We start from the raw sequence: 19626 nt of genomic DNA on the forward strand, positions 1-19626 counted from the left end.
TCCGCCGTTACAAGGATAGGGTATCGGAATTTTTCCTGTACCTGAACAAGTGGGATTGTTTAATCCAATCGAGGTGGTACCACGGTATTATTACATATATCGTCCTCTACATGCATAGTAGCGTGTAGGGGGCTTTTTTATTTTCTAAAGGAGGTGTGCGAGTATGAAATGAAAGTGTATAATTAAGAAAAGTGGAAATATTCAGAAAAGGAGAATTTACAATGAAAGAAACACAGCAATGGACATCGAAAATAGGTTTTGTACTCGCAGCAGCCGGAGCCGCAGTAGGACTTGGAGCGATATGGAAGTTTCCGTACGTTGCAGGTAATGGCGGAGGGGGAGCGTTTTTTCTAGTTTTCTTATTATTAACTTTATTTATTGGTATGCCTCTTCTTTTAGCAGAGTTTGTTATTGGTCGTAGTACACAAAAAGAAGCGGTTACTGCATATAAATTGTTAGTACCAAATAGTAAATTATATCCATGGATTGGTCGTATGGGTGTTGTCACTTGTTTTAGTGTATTATCCTTTTATAGCGTCGTAGGTGGATGGATTTTATTATATTTATATTATAGTGTGACAGGAAGCTTTTGGAGTGGGGCAGTTGAATATGGAAAATTGTTTGAACAAACAATTTCGAATCCTGCTAGCGCAGTAGGTGCTCAGTTAATCTTTATGCTTTGTACTATTTTTGTTGTAAGTAAAGGTGTAGAAAAAGGAATCGAAAAGGCAAGTAAGTATATGATGCCGCTATTATTTATTTTGTTTATTGCTATTATTATTCGTGCTCTTACACTTGATGGTGCATGGGCTGGTGTAGAGTTTTTCTTAAAACCGGATTTTTCAAAGCTAACAGCCGATACGATTTTATATGCGATGGGACAATCTTTCTTTTCACTAACAGTAGGTGCTTCGGTAATGGTAACATACAGCTCATACTTAAAGAAAGAGGAGCATTTAGCGAAATCAGCAACATCAATTGTAAGCTTAACGATTTTTATTACAGTGCTTGCGGGACTAGCAATTTTCCCGGCGATTTTCGCATTAGGGGTTAAACCGACAGAAGGACCAGGTTTATTGTTCATTATTCTTCCAGCTGTATTTGCGAAAATACCATTCGGACAATTTTTCTTTATTATGTTTTTAATTTTATTCTTCTTTGCAACCTTAACTTCTGCAATCTCGATGCTTGAAATTGTTGTTGCATCTGTAGCGAAAGATAATGAGAAAAAACGTCCTTCGGCATCATTTGTTATTGGATTACTAATTTTTGCGGTTGGAATTCCATCTGCACTATCATTTGGAATTATGAGTGATGTAAAAGTTTTCGGAAAAACATTTTTTGACTTAGTGGACTTTACGGTAAGTAATGTATTGCTGCCGTTAGGGGTACTAGCAATTTCATTGTTTGTACCGAATAAAATGAGTAAAGATTTACTAATGAAAGAATTAGAAGTTACAGAAACAAAGGGAAAAACATTATTTAACATTTGGTTTTTCTTACTACGTTATATAATTCCAATTACAGTAGTAATCGTATTTTTAAATGCAATTGGTATATTTAAGATGTTTGCAAAATAAAAAGGCGAGGGGAGATTCCCCTGCCTTTTTTATTTTATCCCGCTATTCACGGACAGTAATACTCTCGCTGATTAAAGTTTCAATTTATTGTGATGTAGATGTTTTTAATAAACGAGTATATGTTTTATAAGCTGTAGCAATTGATATAACGGAACCAATTAAAAATAGGATCGCACTACCAAGCGTAAATAATCGGCCAACATATGTTTCTTGGGCTTCTTGTAGTTCTGCTTGTTGTTCTGTATTCATGTGTATCCCCCCTAGATGAATAGGCATTTTGTTTTAGTTTATGTAAAATGCCTACAAAGTGTTAAAAAAATTTGGGGGACAAAACCATTGCTTTCGGGATAAATAGAAGACTCGGTATGTACCGAGTCTTCTATTTATCCGCCAGTAAAACCCATGCCTCAAAATTTCCACATGCGGAGGAAAAAACAATGATTAAAGTTTCACTTTATAATCCGATATAACTAGAAGGATCAACTGCATTTGTTTTACCCACGTTCCATTCGCCAATATGAAGTTCAAAATGTAAATGTTGTCCGAAAGATTGACCGGTGTTTCCCATAAATCCTAATTGTTGACCTTGTTTTACAGTTTGTCCATTAGATACAGAACGGCTGCTCATATGTGCATATACTGTTGTATAAGTTTTTCCGTTTATACGATGTGATAAGTAAACGACATTTCCATAACTGGATGATAATTCGGAACGAATAACAACACCGTCTGCAGCGGCGATAATTGGAACTGTTCCAGCGGCTGCGATATCAATGCCTTTATGATTATCTAGGGAACGAGCGCCGAATCCAGAAGTTTTTGAACCAGCGGCTGGCTTAATAAATCCACCTTTGTTCGTATCTTGCGGTGTTGGTGCAGATTGTTTTTTTGCGTCCTCTGCCTTACGTGCTTCTTCAGCTTTACGAGCTTCTTCCGCTCGTTTTTCTTCTTCAATTGCTTTTTGAACCGCTTGTCGTTGATTTTCTAAAATGCTTTTGGATTCTTCTAATCCCTCAATCTCAGAATCTACTTTGGATACTTTCGTATGTAAATCGTTAATGAGCGCTTGTTGCTGCTGTTGATTCGCTTGCAATTCTTGTTGCTTATGTTCTAATTTTTGTTTGGATTCCTCTAATTGCTGTTCCTTTTTCTCAACAGCCTCTTTTTCTGCTGTTACAGCCTCTTGATCACTTGTTTGTTTTTTTACAATATCGGTATCATTATTTAAAATCAAACTTACGGAATATATATTGTCAACAAGATCTGCGATGTTATTTGAATTTGTTAACACTTCCGTAATGATATTTGTGCGAGGTTTTTCTTGCATAGATTGCAGTCGTTGTTTAATGACATCTTGACGTGTATCTATGTTTGTTTGTAATTGCTCAATATGTTTCTTTTTCTCGGCAATGACTTGTTGAGTCTTGCTAATTTCTTTCTTTGTATCATTTAAATCAGCTTCATTTTTATTAATAGAAATAGTTAGTTCATCAATCTTTTTTTGTAATTCTTGTATTTCTTTTTCAATTTGTTCTTTCTCTGCTGATTTATTTTGTAAGTCGCTTTGTTGTCCTTCTAATTCTGATTCAATTGTAGATAATTTATCTTGATTTGTTTCCGCGTGTACTGGTGAAAGTAACGGAGAAACAAAAATAGTTCCTGCTGCTAAAACGCTGAAAGTTGCAAATTTTTTCATTGTTGTCTAGCTCCTTTCCCTATGAATGTATATATCATAAGAAGAAGCAGGGTGTCTATTGTTGTAATCATACTGTAAAGAAAATTTTATAAAATTGCTAAGTATTGTCGGAATTAAGAATATTTTAGGAGAGTTTGTCGTCTAATTGTAAAGTTGAAATTGGTATTAAGAATCGAATTTTTTAATTTTAGCAGCACGTAAAATGAATAAAAATGATTTCATTTTACACAATAAAGCTTTGTTTTAAAATCTATAAGTGAATAGTGAGGAATCGTTCTCATGTTAGGTTTTCTGACATGAGTTTTATTTTTGTCAAGAAAATTATTTGTATTCACACAAATTTATTTTGTTGTCAGATTTCATTTTTTGATTTATGATTTTTAACAGGGACAAAATGTAGTGAATTGTCGAATAATATGTAATACTCTTAATTTCTTAGTTTCATAGAACGAGAGAAGGGGAGAGTTAATGCATCTAAGAAGGGGGTTGCAGCAAGTATGAAAAGGATAGGACTTGCATGGCAAATTTTAATAGGTCTTGCGCTTGGTATTGCAGTTGGGGCAATTTTTTATGGCGATAGCACAGTGGTAGGATACTTAAAACCAATTGGTGATATTTTCATCCGATTAATTAAAATGATTGTTGTACCAATCGTCGTAGCGAGCATCATTGTTGGGGTTGCAGGAGTTGGTGATGTTAAAAAGCTAGGTCGATTAGGCGGAAAGACAATTATTTACTTCGAAATTATTACAACGATTGCGATTGTTGTTGGCCTACTGGTAGCGAATATTTTTCAACCAGGAAAAGGCGTGAATATGGATCAATTAACAAAGACTGATATTTCTAAATATGCAGAAACGACAGCTCAAGTGCAAAGTCATTCGTTTGCAGATACATTTGTAAATATCGTTCCGACGAATATTATGAAATCATTGGTTGATGGCGATATGCTTGCCATTATTTTCTTCTCTGTACTATTTGGTTTAGGAGTTGCGGCGGTTGGTGAAAGAGGACGACCGGTTCTTCAATTTTTCCAAGGCGTAGCAGATGCAATGTTTTACGTAACAAACCAAGTTATGAAGTTCGCACCATTTGGTGTATTCGCATTAATCGGTGTTACAGTTTCTACATTTGGTTTAGCTTCATTAATTCCGTTAGGGAAATTAGTAATCGTCGTTTATGGATCCATGATTTTCTTCGTCGTAGTTGTATTAGGACTTACGGCAAAATTATTCAGGATTAATATTTTCCAATTCTTCAAAATTTTAAAAGATGAGCTGATTTTAGCGTATTCTACTGCGAGCTCAGAAACGGTTTTACCGAAACTGATGGAGAAAATGGAGAAATTCGGTTGTCCGAAAGCAATTACATCTTTCGTTATTCCAACTGGTTACTCGTTTAACTTAGATGGATCGACGCTATACCAAGCGATTGCGGCAATTTTCTTAGCGCAAATGTACGGTATTGATTTATCCATTACACAACAAATTACATTATTACTTGTATTAATGGTTACATCTAAAGGGATTGCCGGTGTACCAGGAGTATCATTCGTTGTACTATTAGCGACACTTGGTACAGTAGGTATTCCAGCAGAAGGTTTAGCATTTATCGCAGGTATTGACCGTATTTTAGATATGGCTCGTACAGCAGTTAACGTTGTAGGTAACTCTTTAGCAGCTGTTGTTATGTCTAAGTGGGAAGGTCAATATGACGATGCAAAAGGACAAGCCTATTTAAAAGAGATTTCAGAGAAACAAGCAGCGTAATAATTGTCGTAAAAGCCCTCACATAAGATGTGGGGGCTTTTCTGTATAGTAAAGGAGAGAGAATAATGAAACGGAAATACGGAGATGGTTCGTCCTGGGAACGGCTAATAGAGAAAACATATGAAGTGAAGATCATAGAGCAAGGAATGTTAGGGATACTGCATACGCCCAAAGTGACAGAGCCTAGTTACAAGCAATATAATAATCAAGAACTTTGCATTGTAAATGATGGATACACATGGGTGCAGTATTTTATAAATGATAAGAACTTCGCGATTACAGCTATGCTCGATGAAAAGAAGAACTTAGTGCAGTATTATATTGATGTGGCAAAAAAATTTAGAATAGATGGGCGAGGTATGCCCTATTTCGACGATTTATATTTGGATGTAGTGTTATTACCTAATGGTGAGGTATATTTACTGGATGAAGATGAATTAGAAGAAGCGTATATAGCTGGAGATATTTCTGAAGAAGAACATAATGTAGCGTGGGATACGGCCAAATGGCTTATGGAGGAAATTGAAAAAGAAAAGCTTCCTTGGATTGCAATTTTAGAAAAAGAAATTCAAAAATTAAAATGACTATTTTCCTTTCTTTATGCTGATTTATTCGTGTTTTTGTATAAATATCAAAAAAATACCAACTGTTTTTATACAAATAATAATTGACTTTTGATTTGTAAGCGAGTAAAGTTAGGAAAGAAATTATTATTAAAAATAAAATATGAAACCTTCTTATAAAGAGAGGCGGAGGGACTGGCCCTACGATGCCTCGGCAGCGGACTCACGATGGAGTGCTGTGCCAAATCCAGCAAGCATGTGCTTGAAAGATGAGGAGAGTGTTTCTTATAGAATTATAAGACCTCTTCTTTTCGGAAGAGGTCTTTTGTTATTGAATAGAAAAGGTTTAGAAATAGGGAGAGATGTTATTTTGAAACAAACGAGAGGGAATGGTTTGGCGTTATTACCGCTTGGAATATTTTTGGGGCTATTTATTGGTTCTGGCATTATTACAGGTGATTTCTATAAATTGCCGATACTTGTTGCGATTTTAATAGCTGTAGGAACAGCGTTAGTGATGAATCGTAAGGAAAGCTTTACAGTGAAAGTTGAACGGTTTGCCAAAGGGGCTGGTAATCCGGATATTATGATTATGGTGTTGATTTTTGTACTTGCTGGTGCGTTTTCTGAAACAGCAAAAGGAATGGGTGGAGTTGACTCTACAGTTAATTTAGCACTATCTATTTTACCGCAAGGGTTTATCGTTGCTGGGATTTTTGTTATAGGGGCCTTTATTTCACTAGCGATGGGAACTTCGATGGGGACTATTGCAGCGTTAGCACCAATTGCTGTAGGGATTAGCCAGCAAACAGATATTTCTATTGCGTTAACGATGGCAACAGTTGTCGGTGGGGCAATGTTTGGTGATAATCTATCATTTATTTCTGACACGACAATTGCAGCTGTTCGTTCGCAAGGAACAGAAATGAAAGATAAGTTTAAAACGAACTTTTTAATTGTACTGCCAGCTGCAATTATAACGATTGTACTATTAGTAGTTATTACATTAGGGAATCATACAGAAATTAAAGCTCATATGTTTGATTGGGTGAAAATTTTACCATACGCAGGTGTACTTGTTACAGCGTTGCTTGGATGGAATGTGCTCATCGTATTAACAGGTGGAACTGTATTATCTGGCATTATCGGCCTAATAGATGGAAGTTATACATTAGCGAGTTTCTTTAAAAGTGTAACGACTGGCATTGGCGGTATGATGGAGTTAGTATTACTAGCAATTTTAATCGGTGGAATGGTTGAACTCATTCAATATAATGGTGGTATTCAATATTTAATGGATATATTAACACGTAATATTCGTTCGAAAAGAGGCGCGGAGTTTGGAATCGCCGGTTTAGTGAGTATGACGAATATGTGTACAGCGAATAACACAATTTCTATTATTTTCACAGGACCGCTTGCAAAAAATATTGCCGATCAATATGAAATTGATCCACGAAAATCAGCGAGTGTATTGGATCTTTTCTCATGTTGTGTACAAGGATTAGTTCCATATGGTGCTCAAATGTTAACGGCGGCAGGATTTGCGGCATTGTCACCGGTTGAATTGTTGCCATATGCGTTTTATCCAATCTTAGTTGGAGTTTGTGGTATCATTTCTATCTTAATAGGTTTTCCAAGATTTTCAAAGGTAGCGGAAAAAAAGCAATATCATAAAACAGCATAAAGAAAAGAGGATGTCTTATATAAGGCATCCTCTTTTCTTTATGAAGCGTATATACTTACTTCCAACCTGCTTTGTTTAACTTTATATGCATCTTAATGTAGGGCTGACCCGGAATAGGTCTTAAGTCTGATTCGAAAACGGTTCTTAAGCTCGTTATGGAAAGTCAAAAAAATAGTTAAGATAAGAGTATCAAATCGAAGGGAGGCAAGCACAAGATGAAACAATTTTTAGCGTTTATCGCGGCCGGTATTTTGGCTTTGATTGCTCTTGGTAGTCTTGCTGGTATTGTAGGATTCGTAATTGGAGCAGGGATTGTGTACTGGAGCTATAAATCATTTGTGCGAGCACAATCATTTTTTGGAAAGTTAGCTTGGGGTATTGTCGGTTTAATCGGCTTGTCAATTGCCCTTTCCCATTCTCCAGCATTAATCGGTATCGTAGCATTAGTAGTTCTATACTATGGATACCGTGAGTGGAAAAAAGAAAAAGATGTAGTAGTTGATTCTGCTTCAGAAGGCTCTAAACGATATAGCAACTTTGAAGATGAGTGGAACAAGTTAATGAAAAACTAATATAAAACAATTTAAATCATAAAGTAGAAGAGAGGAAGATTATAATGAAACAATCTTTATTCGGACGTGTACGCGATGCAATTTTAGCAGATTTTCATAATGTTTTAGATGAGAAAGAAAGAAAAAATCCAATCGCTATGTTAAATCAATATTTACGCGATAGCGAGCGTGAAGTAACAAAAATTGAAAAGTTAATTCAGCGTCATAAAACACTAAAATCTAATTTTGCTCGGGAACTTGAGCAGGCTCGTTATTTCGTAAATAAGCGATCAAAACAGGCGATAATTGCACAAGAAGCAGGGGAAATGCAATTGCATGAACGTGCATTAGAAGAAGTAGCATATTATGAAGGGCAAGTAGCTCGACTAGAAGAAATGTATGCAGGTGTAGTGGAGCAAATTGATGAGTTAGAACGCAGTCTTTCTGAAATGAAAAATAAACTAAAAGAAATGAATGCAAAGCGTATGGAATTAATGGCACGTGAAAACATGGCTCATGCGAACCGTCGCATGAATACAGCTCTTCATAAAATGGATGAGAACAACCCATTCTTACGATTTGAAGAAATTGAAGATCACATTCGTGATTTAGAACTTCGCATGAATGAAGATCATGAGCGTGATACATTTGATATGAAAATTGCAAAGCTTGAGCGTGAAATGAAAGAAAAGGATGAAGTATCCTTAACAAAAGAAGTAACAAAATAATTGTAGTACATTATAAAACGAGCTTATGATATAGTGATAGAAGAAAAGGTGTTGGAAAGCAATACCTTTTTCTTCTATTTATATGTGACAAGAAGGAGGGGAGCTGAAATGAAGAAACAATTTTCAAAATCACAACTAGTGGGGATGCTCCTCATCATATTTGGATTTGGTCTTTTTCTTGATATGATTCTCGGACATTTTGAACCGGGTGCTCTTATTTTTGCATTTATTATGATTATGTTCGGAAGGCATTATCGGAAAAAGAATCGCTATGTGAGAGGTAATGTGTTTTTATTTGTCGGAGGACTTATTTTTTTATTCTTTCTGTTTTCATCAGCAGCCTTCGTGCTTGTTGTAGTTACTTGCTTAGCTTTCATCGGTTATCAGCTTATACAAGGACAGCAGAAGCCAAAAACTGTACAGGTAGAAATTAAGGAAAAAGGATATATAGATGAAGAAAAACAAATCTATCGTACAGAACCATATCTTAAAAATATGATGGTAGGTAACGTAAGAATGATGGATCATATTTATGAATTAGAGGATATTAATGTCCAGTACGGAGTCGGTGATGTTGAAATTGACTTGACGACGGCGATGATTCCTGAAGGAGAAACGGTTATCGTTATTCGTGGCGTTATTGGTAACATTCGTTTGTATGTTCCGTACGATATTGAATTATCTTTAAATCATTCTGTTATTGTTGGTAGAGTACTACTTCCAGGACATGAAGAGACAGGATTTAATCGAAATGTTACATTCAAAACAGAACAGTATAGGGAAGCTCCTCGGCGTATTAAAATAATTTCTTCGCTTGTCGTAGGCGATACGGAAGTGAGGAAAGTATAATGAAAAAGCAAAAGAATATTTCATGGATGTATATTCGTTACTCTATGTTATCTTCTGTTAGTATTGCAATTATTTGTACGATTGTATATGTATGGAAAAGTAGAGAAGATGTATACGATTTATTGTGGAAAGAATCCATTGCTTCTGTTCCAATTAGCTTGTTCATTATGAGCACAAGTCTTCTTATTGGGGGAATTGTTGGATATGCAATTGGTTACTATATGCAGCAGCGTATTCAAGGTTTAAATACTTTTTTATTTGAAGTAGAGCGAGGTAATTTTCCAAAAGACGTTTCGTTTACTGCAGAGGATGAATTTCATGAAGTAGAGAGAAAAGTAATTGCGCTTGCTAAGCGATTAGAGGAACAAGCCGGATTATTTCAAAAAGTAACGAATGAACGAGCTCATTGGAATGAAGAGATGAGACAAGAAGCTATTTCTCAAGAAAGGCATCGATTAGCTAGAGAACTGCATGATTCAGTGAGTCAGCAGCTTTTTGCAATGTCTATGATGATGTCAGCTATTAATGAACAGGTAGCTCAAATTCCAGAAACAACAAAAAAGCAATTGCAGCTTGTGGAAAATATGGTCGTAAATGCACAATCAGAAATGAGAGCATTGCTGCTTCATTTACGTCCTGTACAACTTGAAGGTAAAAAATTAACAGAAGGTATAGAAGAGTTACTAACAGAGCTTTCAAGAAAACAGCATATGAAAATTGAATGGTTGATTGAGCCAATTCAATTGAAAAAAGGTGTGGAAGATCATTTATTCCGTATTGTGCAAGAAGCTTTATCCAATACGTTACGGCATGCGAAGGCAAAGAAAACGGAAGTTCGTCTTCGTCAAATCGATCAATATGCAATTTTAAAAATCATTGATGATGGTGTTGGGTTTGAAGTAGGTGTCAATAAAGCTGGATCATATGGTCTGAGGTCTATTCAAGAGCGTGTTCATGAAATTGGTGGAACACTAAAGGTACTAAGTTTTCCGAATAAAGGTACACAAATTGAAGTGAAAGTACCAATTATAATAGAGAGAGAGGGGGAGTAGCATGATTAAAGTACTGCTTGTAGATGATCATGAAATGGTGCGGATGGGTGTATCAGCGTATTTATCAACTCAGCCGGATATCGAAGTGGTTGGCGAAGCTGAAAATGGAAGAAAAGGTTCAGAATTAGCATTAGCATTAAAGCCAGATATTATTTTAATGGATCTTGTTATGGATGAAATGGATGGTGTTGAGGCAACGCGTGCCATTATTCAAGAATGGCCGGAAGCAAAAATAGTTGTCGTGACAAGTTTTTTAGACGATGAAAAACTATATCCTGTTATTGAAGCAGGTGCAACGAGCTATTTATTAAAAACATCAAGAGCGAGCGATATCGCAGATGCAGTACGAGCGACTTATGATGGGGAAACAGTACTTGAGCCGAAAGTTACTGGGAAAATGATGTCCCGTATGCGTCAAAAGAAAGAACAGCCACTTCATGAAGATTTAACAGAACGAGAGTTTGAAATCTTATTATTAATTGCAGAGGGAAAGAGTAATCAAGAAATTGCGGATGATTTATTTATTGCATTAAAAACCGTAAAGACACATGTAAGTAATATATTAAACAAGTTGAATGTAAGTGATCGTACACAGGCTGTTATTTATGCATTTCGACATCAATTAACGAAATAAAATGTGGCTTCCACTGTATATGACTTGTTTCATTGGTGGAAGTTGTCTTTATCCCGCTATTTACGGGCAGTAAGATCTCTACCTCAAAATTCAGTGAAAGCAAAGAGGTTAGGGGATGGAGCAACTGCCCGTAAAAGCTCGATTGGTGAGGGTTAATAATCAGTGGGGGATGAAGAAAACCCCGCTGATTAAAGTTTTACGTTATTGACGCATTCGTTTGTAAGCGTTATCATTCGGTTGGAAATAGTACATACAAAGGGGGAGATTGTGTATGTTAGTTCAAACAGTATTTGAAATGGGTAAAAATAAAAAGTTAGAAAACTACGTGAATGCATTGCAAGCACTTAAGGAGCAATACGATATCGAAACAGATTGTATTGCGATAATTGAAGCGACAGAAGAATATTATTTATTTCTAGTAAAACAAACAGATTGCTATGATGTTGTGAAAGTAGAAACAGTTGATACAAACCTTGAGTATTATACGAAAGCGTATAAAATAAGTAGTTTCAGTCATACTTCCTACCAAGTGTAAAAAACTCCCTTAATCGGGAGTTTTTCACTAAGATGCTTTAGGTTCAGAAGGAGTTTCCGTTAGTGGTATTGGTTTTGTGCCCTTTAATTTTGCGACTACAAGACCGATTGTTGCTCCAGCAAGCGCTGGTAATAACCAACCAATTCCTTCATTATAAAATGGAATAAATTCAAAGTAAGAGGTAATGAATGTAACAGATACATTTCCTTTCTTTAGTCCATCAAACATACTTATTACTGCAGCCCCGATTAAAGCACCAACATAAACAGAACGGTAACCACCAAAGTACTTATGGAGTAATGATAATAGTACGAGTACGATAGCAATTGGATATACAACTAGTAAAATTGGAACAGAGATTGCAATGATTTTTGTTAAGCCTAGGTTTGCTACTAGAAGTCCTAATACACAAATGATACCTGCTAGCTCTTTGTAAGAAAATTTCGCAAATAATGTTGAGAAATATTGGCTACATGCTGATACAAGTCCAACGCATGTTGTTAAACAAGCCAGTGTAACGATAACCGCTAATAAGGCAAGGCCATATGGGCCGAATAACTGTTGTACAATAACAGTAAGTAATTGACCGCCATTTTTTGCATATCCAAGTGAAACACTAGTTACACCTAGCCAGCCAAGTGCTCCATATACGAGTACGAGCCCTGCAGCTGCAATAAGTCCTGCTTTTGTCGTTGCAATTGCAACAGCTTTACGATCTTCTACACCTTTTGAGCGAATTGCATTCACGACGATAATCCCAAATGCAAGTGCCGAGATCGTATCCATTGTTAAATATCCTTCCATAAATCCTTTGAAAATAGGAGAAGTTTGATACTCCTGCATCGATGGACCTGAATTTCCGAGTGGTGTGAAAACACTTTTTACAAACAATAAGAAAATAGAGAATAGTAAAATAGGTGTTAGCACATTTCCGATACGATCAACGAGTTTAGAAGGATTTAAGCTAAGCCAAAATACGATAGTGAAAAAAATGACCGTATATATAAATAAGGATAAGCTACTAGTACGAATTGTTTCTGGTAAGAAAGAACTAACACCCATTTCGTAAGCGACGTTAGCGACACGTGGAATTCCCATGGAAGGGCCAATTGCAATATATACAACTACTGTAAATGAAATTCCAAATAAAGGGTGAACATGACTTGCAAGTTGTTGCATTCCATTTCCTGAAAGAGAGATTGCAATAACAGTTAATAACGGTAAGCCAACTCCTGTTAGTAAAAACCCGAGCATTGCTGGCCAAAAGTTTTCACCAGCGTTTTGTCCAAGCATTGGAGGGAAAATTAAATTACCTGCTCCAAAAAATAAAGAAAATAGCATAAGACCTGTGAAAAAAACATGTTTTTTTGATACAGTGTTCATTGTGTTTCCTCCTTTTATAAAAATTCATTCGTAAGAACACAAAAAACTCGCCCCTTAAAAAGGGACGAGTTATATTTACCCGCGATACCACCCTAGTTCATACACGTAGAAATACATCTATATGTATGCGGCTTTGCAACGTACAACATGATACGTGTTCCTTGTAACGGGGGACGACCGGTAAGAACTTACTACATCCTTCGGTTCTACTTCTCGGAGATGATTTTCGGTTACGAGCTGAACGTTGGCTTTCAGCAAGATGCCAACTCTCTGGGGAACAGCTTTATATAACGTACTCGTTCTCGTCAATGAATTTTGTTCAAGTATTCTGACAGTATTTTTACATGTTTTTTTCATAAAGTCAATAGATTTTCTGTAAAAAATTTTGAGGGAGTGTATCTATATGAGAAATAGAACGAATAAAATTTGCAAAAGCTTCCTGATCTGTCGGGCCTTCGGAGCGATTTCTGCCCTCTTTAAATGTCAAAAATTTATCTCCTCCATTTGCTAAGAAAGAATTGACTACTACAGAGTATATTTGATCATCGCGTAATGGTGTTCCGTCATCTAATGAAATTGTTTGGACGATGTTATTTTTCCAACTATAACGAATCCCTGAAATTTGTAGCATGCGAGTTTCTTCTTTCCATTGCTCTTGCAAGACGTTTCGAATTTCTTTTCCAGACAAATACATTTTAATTAATTTGTTGCCGAATGGTTGTATGAGGAAGGTATCTTCCCATGTAATTGTTCCTTTTTTTAAATTATGCCGGATGCTCCCAGGATTTACAAAAGCAATATCCGCCTGCATAGTTTGGCGCTGGGCTATTGCGAGAACTGTTCCTAAATTTGATTGGCCGTGTTCATTTTGATTACGAGTTAACTCATGGTCCGTTATTCCGAGTTGTTCCTCTACTTTAGATTGGATTTTTGAGGCGTAAGAATCTATCCAGTTTCTTGTGTGTAAATCAGGAGAAATTGCATTTTGATAGACAGGGACAATTGTTGCAGCTTTTTTCGTAATATCTTTCGTTTTACGATTTAATGTAAAGGTGACGTTTGAAAATGCTTTTCCGTATGAGTAGGCTTGAACAAGCAATTTGCCGTTCACATTTCCATTTATATAGGAGTGGGTATGACCACCAAAAATGATATCAACATCAGGATCTATTTGATTAGCTAAATCAGCTAAAGGTCCATTTGTATTACTTTCTGTCGTATTACCACCTAGGTGGGCAAGAATAACAAATGCATGAATGCCTTTCTTTTGTAGTTGATACACATAAAGATTAATCGAAGAAGCTTCATCTAAAAAACGAATAGAAGACATATCGTTGTACATTGTTAAAAAAGGAGTATCGTTTGTAGAAACGCCGATGAAGGCGATTGGAATCCCATCAATCCATTTAATTATATAGGGGGGGAAGAGTGGTTGATTCGTTTCACTGTATACAATATTTGCGGATATATAAGGAAAGGAGCTACCTGAAAATGAACTTGTTTGTGTAACGGATTCGCCATTAATTAGTTGTTGCAGAGCAATGGGCCCCCTATCGAACTCATGGTTTCCTATTGTACCAACATCAAATTGAAGATTATTTAAAAACTCCATCGTTGGTTCATCATGAAAAAGTGCTGAAATCGGAGGACTCCCACCAATCATATCTCCTGTATGAACAAGTAAGGTGTTAGGGTTTTTATCGCGGTAGGATTGAATGTAAGCAGATATGTAATCAGCACGCCCTACAGCTTTATCGTGCAACGCTGAAGTCGTATTTAATTGGCCGTGGAAATCATTGAGGCCGAGAATTTGCACGGATACGTCGGTAGGTGGAGAAGAAGGGGATAGAAAAGAAAAAATTAGTTTGATAAGAAAAGGGAGTAATAAGAAATAGTTCATATTGACACTCCTCAATTAAAATTATTTTAGGGTGTGGATTTTTACTTACTGCCCGTAAAGACCCGATTGGTGAGAGTTGATAATCAGTGAGGGATGAAGAAAAGCCTTACTGATGGACGTTTCACTTTATTGTATGAGAAGTGGAAGGGAATCTTTTGTAAAAAGTACGTAAAAGTATAGAGGTTATGTAAAAATTTTTTGAGAAATATGACAATTAGAACAGGAAGGCAGGAATCTTTTTTATTAATAGAGAATAATACTACAATCCACTTGCTGGAAAGAACAAACCAAAAAGAGGTGACGGAAATGCTTGCGATGGGTGTATTGTTCGGAATTATAGTAATTTGTGGTTTCATATGGTTATATTATTCGCGGTCATTTAAACAAGCAGAAGTGTTACTTTTTCAAAAAGGAAGTTTGTTGACAAGTCAATCCAGATACTTAGTATGTCCAAAGTGTGGAAGTGCACAGGCCAGAAGTGGAGGGTATCAAGAATGTTGCAAAATTAGGTTATGAAAGGAGAAAGCCTCACAAAATTATGTGGGGCTTTCTTAAAATTTTGTGGCACTCCAAATAGTCCAACGATCTTGTTCAATAATCGGAGCTATATTGTTTAGTTTAGAGTGAATGTGATGGAGTAATTGAGAAAGTTCATTGTCTGTTAATTCGTATAAAATGGATCGGCCTGTGCGTGGTGATAAATCTTGTAATAATGTTTCAATAGAATCATGGATTTTTCGCACTTCCCACATTGTTTGAAGGGGAAGTGGATACATGCCGTTTTGTGCGATTAGTTGTTGTATGTGCGTTGCTTTTGGTCTTCGCTTTTCCTCTATTTGAATGAGTTTAGGATAGATGGAGAAGAAATACCCACGAATATGTTCTGGGCTTCCTGGAATTGTACAATCTTCAATGGTACGATCTTGAAGAATGAGCATTCCATTTTTCTTTAAGATACGTGAGGCCTCTTGTAAAAATTTCGGGATGTCTTGTAAATGATGGATAACAGCACGAGAAATCACAATATCAAAAGTTTCATTAGCAAATGGCATATGGTGGGCATCACCATGAATAAATGAGATGTTTGGGACGGAAGCGCAATTTTCTGTTGCCGCTTGCAACATTTTTTTTGAGAAATCGAAGCCGATGACTTTGCTAGCTCTCATAAGAGCCAGTTCTTTCGTATAAATACCACCACCGCAGCCGATATCAATTATGTTTTTACCACTTACATCAATTATATTTTGAATCATTTCACACCAAGAGGAATCTGCTTTTCGCGTGGCGTAGGTGTACTTATTATGAGCATCATGAAAATTAATGGACATGTGAAAACCTCCCTTCGTATTTAGTATATCTTATTTCATCATACATAACGTTTTTGTTTCATTTTCAAGAACAATAAGCTTTTCTTATTGTTCTAGATAGGAGGGAAAAAGTTGAAAAGAAAATGGATGTTTTTCTTACTATTTTTTTTATTAGCATCGTGTAGTCAAGTTGAACAAAAAAAGGAGAAAAAACAAGTAGAAGAGACGGTGAATCCTATGCAGGAAAGTATACAAGTAACAATTATACAAAAAGGAAAGCTTGAAAAGGTTTTAAAGCAAGAGGAAGCAAAGAAAGTGGTAGATATTATTAATAAAGCTAAGAAACAACAAATAACAGGAGGTTTTGGAGAACCAGAGTACGAAATCCAAATTGAGAAAAACGGAAAGAAGAAAATATATCGTGCATGGCTAAGAGGGGAATCTCGCCAAGGGTGGCTGCAGGATGAAAAAGAGACGTATATGCTTACAAAATCTGATACAGAGCAACTTTTATCTATACTTCCAGGTGCTACTGAGCAACAAAATGATGATACAAAAGTGAACGCTTTAATAGAAGTGACAAAAAAGGACATGCAAATTACTGCTTTTCATATTAAAACAGATGAGAAAAAAATAAAATACACAGTATTTTATACAATCTCGGATTCTTTATATAAAACTTTAGAAAAAGAAGGGGAGTATTATTTTCAATTGATCTTTCCTGAAAAAATGCAACAGGTAGTCGGAAAGAAAATGAGTGAAACTATTGAAGGAGAAAAAGTTAGAGAAGGATATAAACAATATGAAGTGAATCTTACTGTACCTATAGAGGGGGCATCAACTTCCCAGTTAAAAGCATTAGAAACTTATTATGATCATTATGATTTACAAGTATTGAATCATAAAAAAGAAAAAGTAGGTACGTTTCAAAATATTATTCAAATTGTAAAAGAGTATGGTGAAAAAATGAATTTGCAAAGATAGTCAAAAACTTTCCTAGGAAATGATAATAGAGTGAACCTAAAAGGTTCACTCTATTATTTTGTTTTGGTAGACGGCTCATTTAACGATTTTCGTGTAATAAGATAGGAAATCATAAGAGCAGAAAGAATAATAAGAATAATAAAGAGATGCTTTGGTAACAAATCTAATAGTAAGACATAGCCAACTGTATAAAAGATTAATGCCGAAGCTAAAAAAGAAAGGGCACTAATCATGAAAGATTGTAATCTCATTTTTGTCTACCTCCTTTCGTTATTAGTTTTGGCTAAAATTGGATGAAATAAACGTCATTTTTAATAATTGAACACGCTCTACAAAAAAAGAAATAAGCTATCCAAAATTTTGGTTAGCTTATTTCTTTTTTGGAAAAATATAAAGGAGTATATTTAATTCGTTAGTTTAGTAACAAATAGCGGGATAAATCTAAATCGTTCATATATTTTTCACAAAAACACCGTGTTTATAGTGATTAAAATCACAACCTTCCATTTTGGCTTCGTTTACAATAACAATAGACAAGGAAATAGAGGAGTGGGATACAATGTTAAGTGAAAAAACAATGGAAATTGTAAAATCAACAGTACCATTATTACAAGAAAAAGGTGTTGAAATTACGACACGCTTTTATCAAATTATGTTCTCGGAACATCCAGAATTATTAAATATTTTTAACCATACAAATCAGAAAAAAGGAAGACAGCAACAGGCTTTAGCAAGCGCAGTGTATGCAGCAGCAACGTATATTGATAATTTAGAAGTTATTATTCCTGTTGTAAAACAAATTGCTCATAAACATAGAAGTTTAGGAATTAAAGCTGAACACTATCCAATTGTAGGGAAATGTTTACTACAAGCAATTAAAGAGGTTGCAGAAGCACCACAAGAAGTGTTAGATGCTTGGGGAGAAGCGTATGGTGTAATTGCTGATGCATTTATTAGTGTCGAAGCAGGAATGTATGAAGAGGCAGCGGAAAAAGAAGGTGGATGGAAAGATTTCCGTAACTTTATCGTTGTAAAAAAAGAGAAAGAGAGCGACGTAATCACATCATTTTACTTAAAACCAGAAGATGGAGGGAAGCTATCTTCATTCTTACCTGGTCAATATGTAACGATCCAATTAAATATAGAGGGTGAAACATATACACATAATCGTCAATACAGCTTATCAGATGCTTCTGGCAAAGACTATTATCGTATTAGTGTAAAACGAGAAACAGCTACAGAGACACCGGATGGAAAGATATCTAATTATTTACATGATCACATCCAAGAAGGAGATATTCTTCCATTAAGTGCACCAGCAGGAGATTTCGTATTAAATATGGATTCAAACTTACCGGTTGTGTTAATCAGTGGCGGTGTTGGTATTACGCCGATGATGAGTATGTTAAATACATTAATTGAGCAAGCTTCAAATCGTAAGGTATACTTTATTCACGCAGCATTAAATAGCAATGTGCATGCGATGAAAGAGTATGTACAGCAAGTAGAGAGCGACTATGAACAAGTAGAAGCATACACTTGTTACTCTTCGCCAACAGAACAAGACCTACAAATGAAAAACTTTGATAAAGAAGGTTTCATTGATTTAGATTGGCTGCAATCTATCATTCCTACGTCTGAAGCAGAATTTTACTTCTGTGGCCCGGTACCATTTATGAAGCATATTAATGCGGCTTTAGTAGAATGGGGAGTTTCACCTGAACACATTCATTATGAATTTTTCGGACCGGCAGCAAGCTTATCATAAGGCAAACAAAAAAACGAGGTGTTAGTTTACCTCGTTTTTTGTTTGTTCTCGTAACAAGCGATTTACTGTTTCACGACGTACACCGATAAGTTGTCCAATTTCTGTTTGTGTTAATATTTCATAAATGGGAATTCCTCCTAAATAGAGTGCGAACCACTCTTGTAGACGGTGGAGACGTTCTTTTGGAGAAACAGTTGTTAATTGATCGATTCGTTGCTGCATCATTCGCAATTTCGTTTGTAGTTGCATGGCGATGTCAGCATATAATTCTGGATTCTCCTGTAGTTTTTCGTACCATGTATTACATACAATGGGCTGGACCTCTGTCTTAATTAAAGCGATGGCTGTACCATGATATTCTTTCGGTGAAATTAAAGAATGGTGAGGAATTGTCTCACCAGGAACGATAATATTAAATAAAAATGGTGTTCCGTCTTCTTGTAACCGAACGACCTTTAATAGACCAGTTTTAATAAAATATAAAGGTCCTTCTTCACCTTGACGAAATAGTATATCCCCTTTATGTAGAATCAATGTTAGCACCCCATTATTTAGTTCTATTAGTTTATTGTAAGTGATATACATATAAATTTAAATACAAAAGGTGATGTATATATCCATTTTGATTTTCCAATATATA

Annotated in this window: 20 protein-coding genes, 1 riboswitch and 2 other annotated features (1 of these 23 cut by a window edge); of the genes, 13 read left to right on the plus strand and 7 right to left on the minus strand. The window is 35.7% G+C overall.

Annotation, left to right across the window (positions count from 1 at the left end):
* Positions 1 to 110 (plus strand) — a binding site (T-box leader); it begins 136 nt to the left of the window's first position.
* A 111-nt stretch (positions 111 to 221) separates the two neighbouring features.
* Positions 222 to 1580 (plus strand): sodium-dependent transporter, encoded by a 1359-nt coding sequence (locus JDS96_RS06750; RefSeq protein ID WP_018764225.1) that lies wholly within the window; start codon positions 222 to 224, stop codon positions 1578 to 1580.
* A gap of 84 nt (positions 1581 to 1664) precedes the next feature.
* Here the strand turns inward: JDS96_RS06750 and JDS96_RS06755 are convergent, their stop codons facing one another.
* Both JDS96_RS06755 and JDS96_RS06760 read right to left on the minus strand, forming a co-directional pair.
* Positions 1665 to 1829 carry a hypothetical protein gene (locus JDS96_RS06755; protein ID WP_003206306.1) on the minus strand — a complete coding sequence of 55 codons (165 nt, stop codon included), beginning with the start codon at positions 1827 to 1829 and terminating at the stop codon, positions 1665 to 1667.
* Between the two features lie 205 nt (positions 1830 to 2034).
* Positions 2035 to 3276 carry a murein hydrolase activator EnvC family protein gene (locus JDS96_RS06760; protein ID WP_003196224.1) on the minus strand — a complete coding sequence of 414 codons (1242 nt, stop codon included), beginning with the start codon at positions 3274 to 3276 and terminating at the stop codon, positions 2035 to 2037.
* A 497-nt stretch (positions 3277 to 3773) separates the two neighbouring features.
* On the opposite strand from JDS96_RS06760, the gene gltP reads away from it, so the two are divergent.
* The 9 genes from gltP (at position 3774) to JDS96_RS06805 (ending at position 11644) form a co-directional block, all read left to right on the plus strand.
* Positions 3774 to 5045 carry a glutamate/aspartate:proton symporter GltP gene (gene gltP / locus JDS96_RS06765; RefSeq protein ID WP_003196226.1) on the plus strand — a complete coding sequence of 424 codons (1272 nt, stop codon included), beginning with the start codon at positions 3774 to 3776 and terminating at the stop codon, positions 5043 to 5045.
* A 65-nt stretch (positions 5046 to 5110) separates the two neighbouring features.
* The gene (locus JDS96_RS06770; protein WP_018781009.1) at positions 5111 to 5629 is read left to right on the plus strand and encodes a ribonuclease FAU-1 family protein; all 519 of its coding nucleotides are present in this window, start codon (positions 5111 to 5113) and stop codon (positions 5627 to 5629) included.
* A gap of 150 nt (positions 5630 to 5779) precedes the next feature.
* A riboswitch (SAM riboswitch) is annotated at positions 5780 to 5884 on the plus strand.
* A 94-nt stretch (positions 5885 to 5978) separates the two neighbouring features.
* The gene (locus JDS96_RS06775) at positions 5979 to 7295 is read left to right on the plus strand and encodes a Na+/H+ antiporter NhaC family protein (RefSeq protein WP_199666435.1); all 1317 of its coding nucleotides are present in this window, start codon (positions 5979 to 5981) and stop codon (positions 7293 to 7295) included.
* Positions 7296 to 7510: 215 nt separating this feature from the next.
* Positions 7511 to 7867 carry a lmo0954 family membrane protein gene (locus tag JDS96_RS06780; protein WP_016114029.1) on the plus strand — a complete coding sequence of 119 codons (357 nt, stop codon included), beginning with the start codon at positions 7511 to 7513 and terminating at the stop codon, positions 7865 to 7867.
* A gap of 44 nt (positions 7868 to 7911) precedes the next feature.
* Positions 7912 to 8574, plus strand: a complete 663-nt coding sequence (locus JDS96_RS06785; RefSeq protein WP_199666436.1) for a PspA/IM30 family protein — start codon at positions 7912 to 7914, stop codon at positions 8572 to 8574.
* 108 nt (positions 8575 to 8682) lie between these two features.
* On the plus strand, positions 8683 to 9423 hold the full coding sequence (gene liaF / locus JDS96_RS06790) for a cell wall-active antibiotics response protein LiaF (RefSeq protein ID WP_016114031.1): 741 nt from the start codon (positions 8683 to 8685) through the stop codon (positions 9421 to 9423).
* Positions 9423 to 10475, plus strand: coding sequence for a sensor histidine kinase (locus JDS96_RS06795; protein WP_003196236.1), 1053 nt, complete (start codon positions 9423 to 9425; stop codon positions 10473 to 10475). The genes liaF and JDS96_RS06795 overlap by 1 nt, the downstream gene beginning before the upstream one ends.
* 1 nt (position 10476) lies before the next feature.
* The gene (locus JDS96_RS06800; protein ID WP_016114033.1) at positions 10477 to 11109 is read left to right on the plus strand and encodes a response regulator; all 633 of its coding nucleotides are present in this window, start codon (positions 10477 to 10479) and stop codon (positions 11107 to 11109) included.
* 271 nt (positions 11110 to 11380) lie between these two features.
* On the plus strand, positions 11381 to 11644 hold the full coding sequence (locus tag JDS96_RS06805) for a DUF3992 domain-containing protein (protein ID WP_088094147.1): 264 nt from the start codon (positions 11381 to 11383) through the stop codon (positions 11642 to 11644).
* A 27-nt stretch (positions 11645 to 11671) separates the two neighbouring features.
* Here the strand turns inward: JDS96_RS06805 and brnQ3 are convergent, their stop codons facing one another.
* Both brnQ3 and JDS96_RS06815 read right to left on the minus strand, forming a co-directional pair.
* Complete coding sequence (gene brnQ3 / locus JDS96_RS06810; RefSeq protein ID WP_199666437.1) at positions 11672 to 13027, minus strand: branched-chain amino acid transport system II carrier protein BrnQ3; 1356 nt, start codon at positions 13025 to 13027, stop codon at positions 11672 to 11674.
* A gap of 57 nt (positions 13028 to 13084) precedes the next feature.
* Positions 13085 to 13345 (minus strand) — a binding site (T-box leader).
* A gap of 43 nt (positions 13346 to 13388) precedes the next feature.
* Entirely contained in the window at positions 13389 to 14927 is a 1539-nt protein-coding gene (locus JDS96_RS06815; protein WP_018764232.1) for a bifunctional metallophosphatase/5'-nucleotidase, read from the minus strand.
* Between the two features lie 306 nt (positions 14928 to 15233).
* On the opposite strand from JDS96_RS06815, the gene JDS96_RS06820 reads away from it, so the two are divergent.
* Complete coding sequence (locus JDS96_RS06820; RefSeq protein WP_016114037.1) at positions 15234 to 15443, plus strand: hypothetical protein; 210 nt, start codon at positions 15234 to 15236, stop codon at positions 15441 to 15443.
* A gap of 35 nt (positions 15444 to 15478) precedes the next feature.
* On the opposite strand, the gene JDS96_RS06825 is transcribed toward JDS96_RS06820, so the two are convergent.
* Positions 15479 to 16255, minus strand: coding sequence for a class I SAM-dependent methyltransferase (locus JDS96_RS06825; RefSeq protein ID WP_199666438.1), 777 nt, complete (start codon positions 16253 to 16255; stop codon positions 15479 to 15481).
* Between the two features lie 111 nt (positions 16256 to 16366).
* Here JDS96_RS06825 and JDS96_RS06830 point away from each other — a divergent pair, with 111 nt between their 5' ends.
* Positions 16367 to 17218, plus strand: a complete 852-nt coding sequence (locus JDS96_RS06830; protein ID WP_199666439.1) for a YhfM domain-containing protein — start codon at positions 16367 to 16369, stop codon at positions 17216 to 17218.
* Positions 17219 to 17271: 53 nt separating this feature from the next.
* On the opposite strand, the gene JDS96_RS06835 is transcribed toward JDS96_RS06830, so the two are convergent.
* Positions 17272 to 17469: a hypothetical protein gene (locus JDS96_RS06835; RefSeq protein WP_016131282.1), complete on the minus strand. Its 198-nt coding sequence runs from the start codon at positions 17467 to 17469 to the stop codon at positions 17272 to 17274.
* Positions 17470 to 17777: 308 nt separating this feature from the next.
* Between JDS96_RS06835 and hmpA the strand changes: the two genes are divergently transcribed.
* Positions 17778 to 18986, plus strand: a complete 1209-nt coding sequence (gene hmpA, locus JDS96_RS06840) for an NO-inducible flavohemoprotein (RefSeq protein ID WP_199666440.1) — start codon at positions 17778 to 17780, stop codon at positions 18984 to 18986.
* 21 nt (positions 18987 to 19007) lie between these two features.
* Here hmpA and JDS96_RS06845 read toward each other — a convergent pair whose 3' ends face one another.
* Entirely contained in the window at positions 19008 to 19520 is a 513-nt protein-coding gene (locus JDS96_RS06845) for a Crp/Fnr family transcriptional regulator (protein ID WP_018764236.1), read from the minus strand.
* Between the last annotated feature and the right edge of the window lie 106 nt (positions 19521 to 19626).

This window comes from Bacillus cereus group sp. N21 (genome assembly GCF_016483395.1).
GTDB lineage: Bacteria > Bacillota > Bacilli > Bacillales > Bacillaceae_G > Bacillus_A > Bacillus_A pseudomycoides.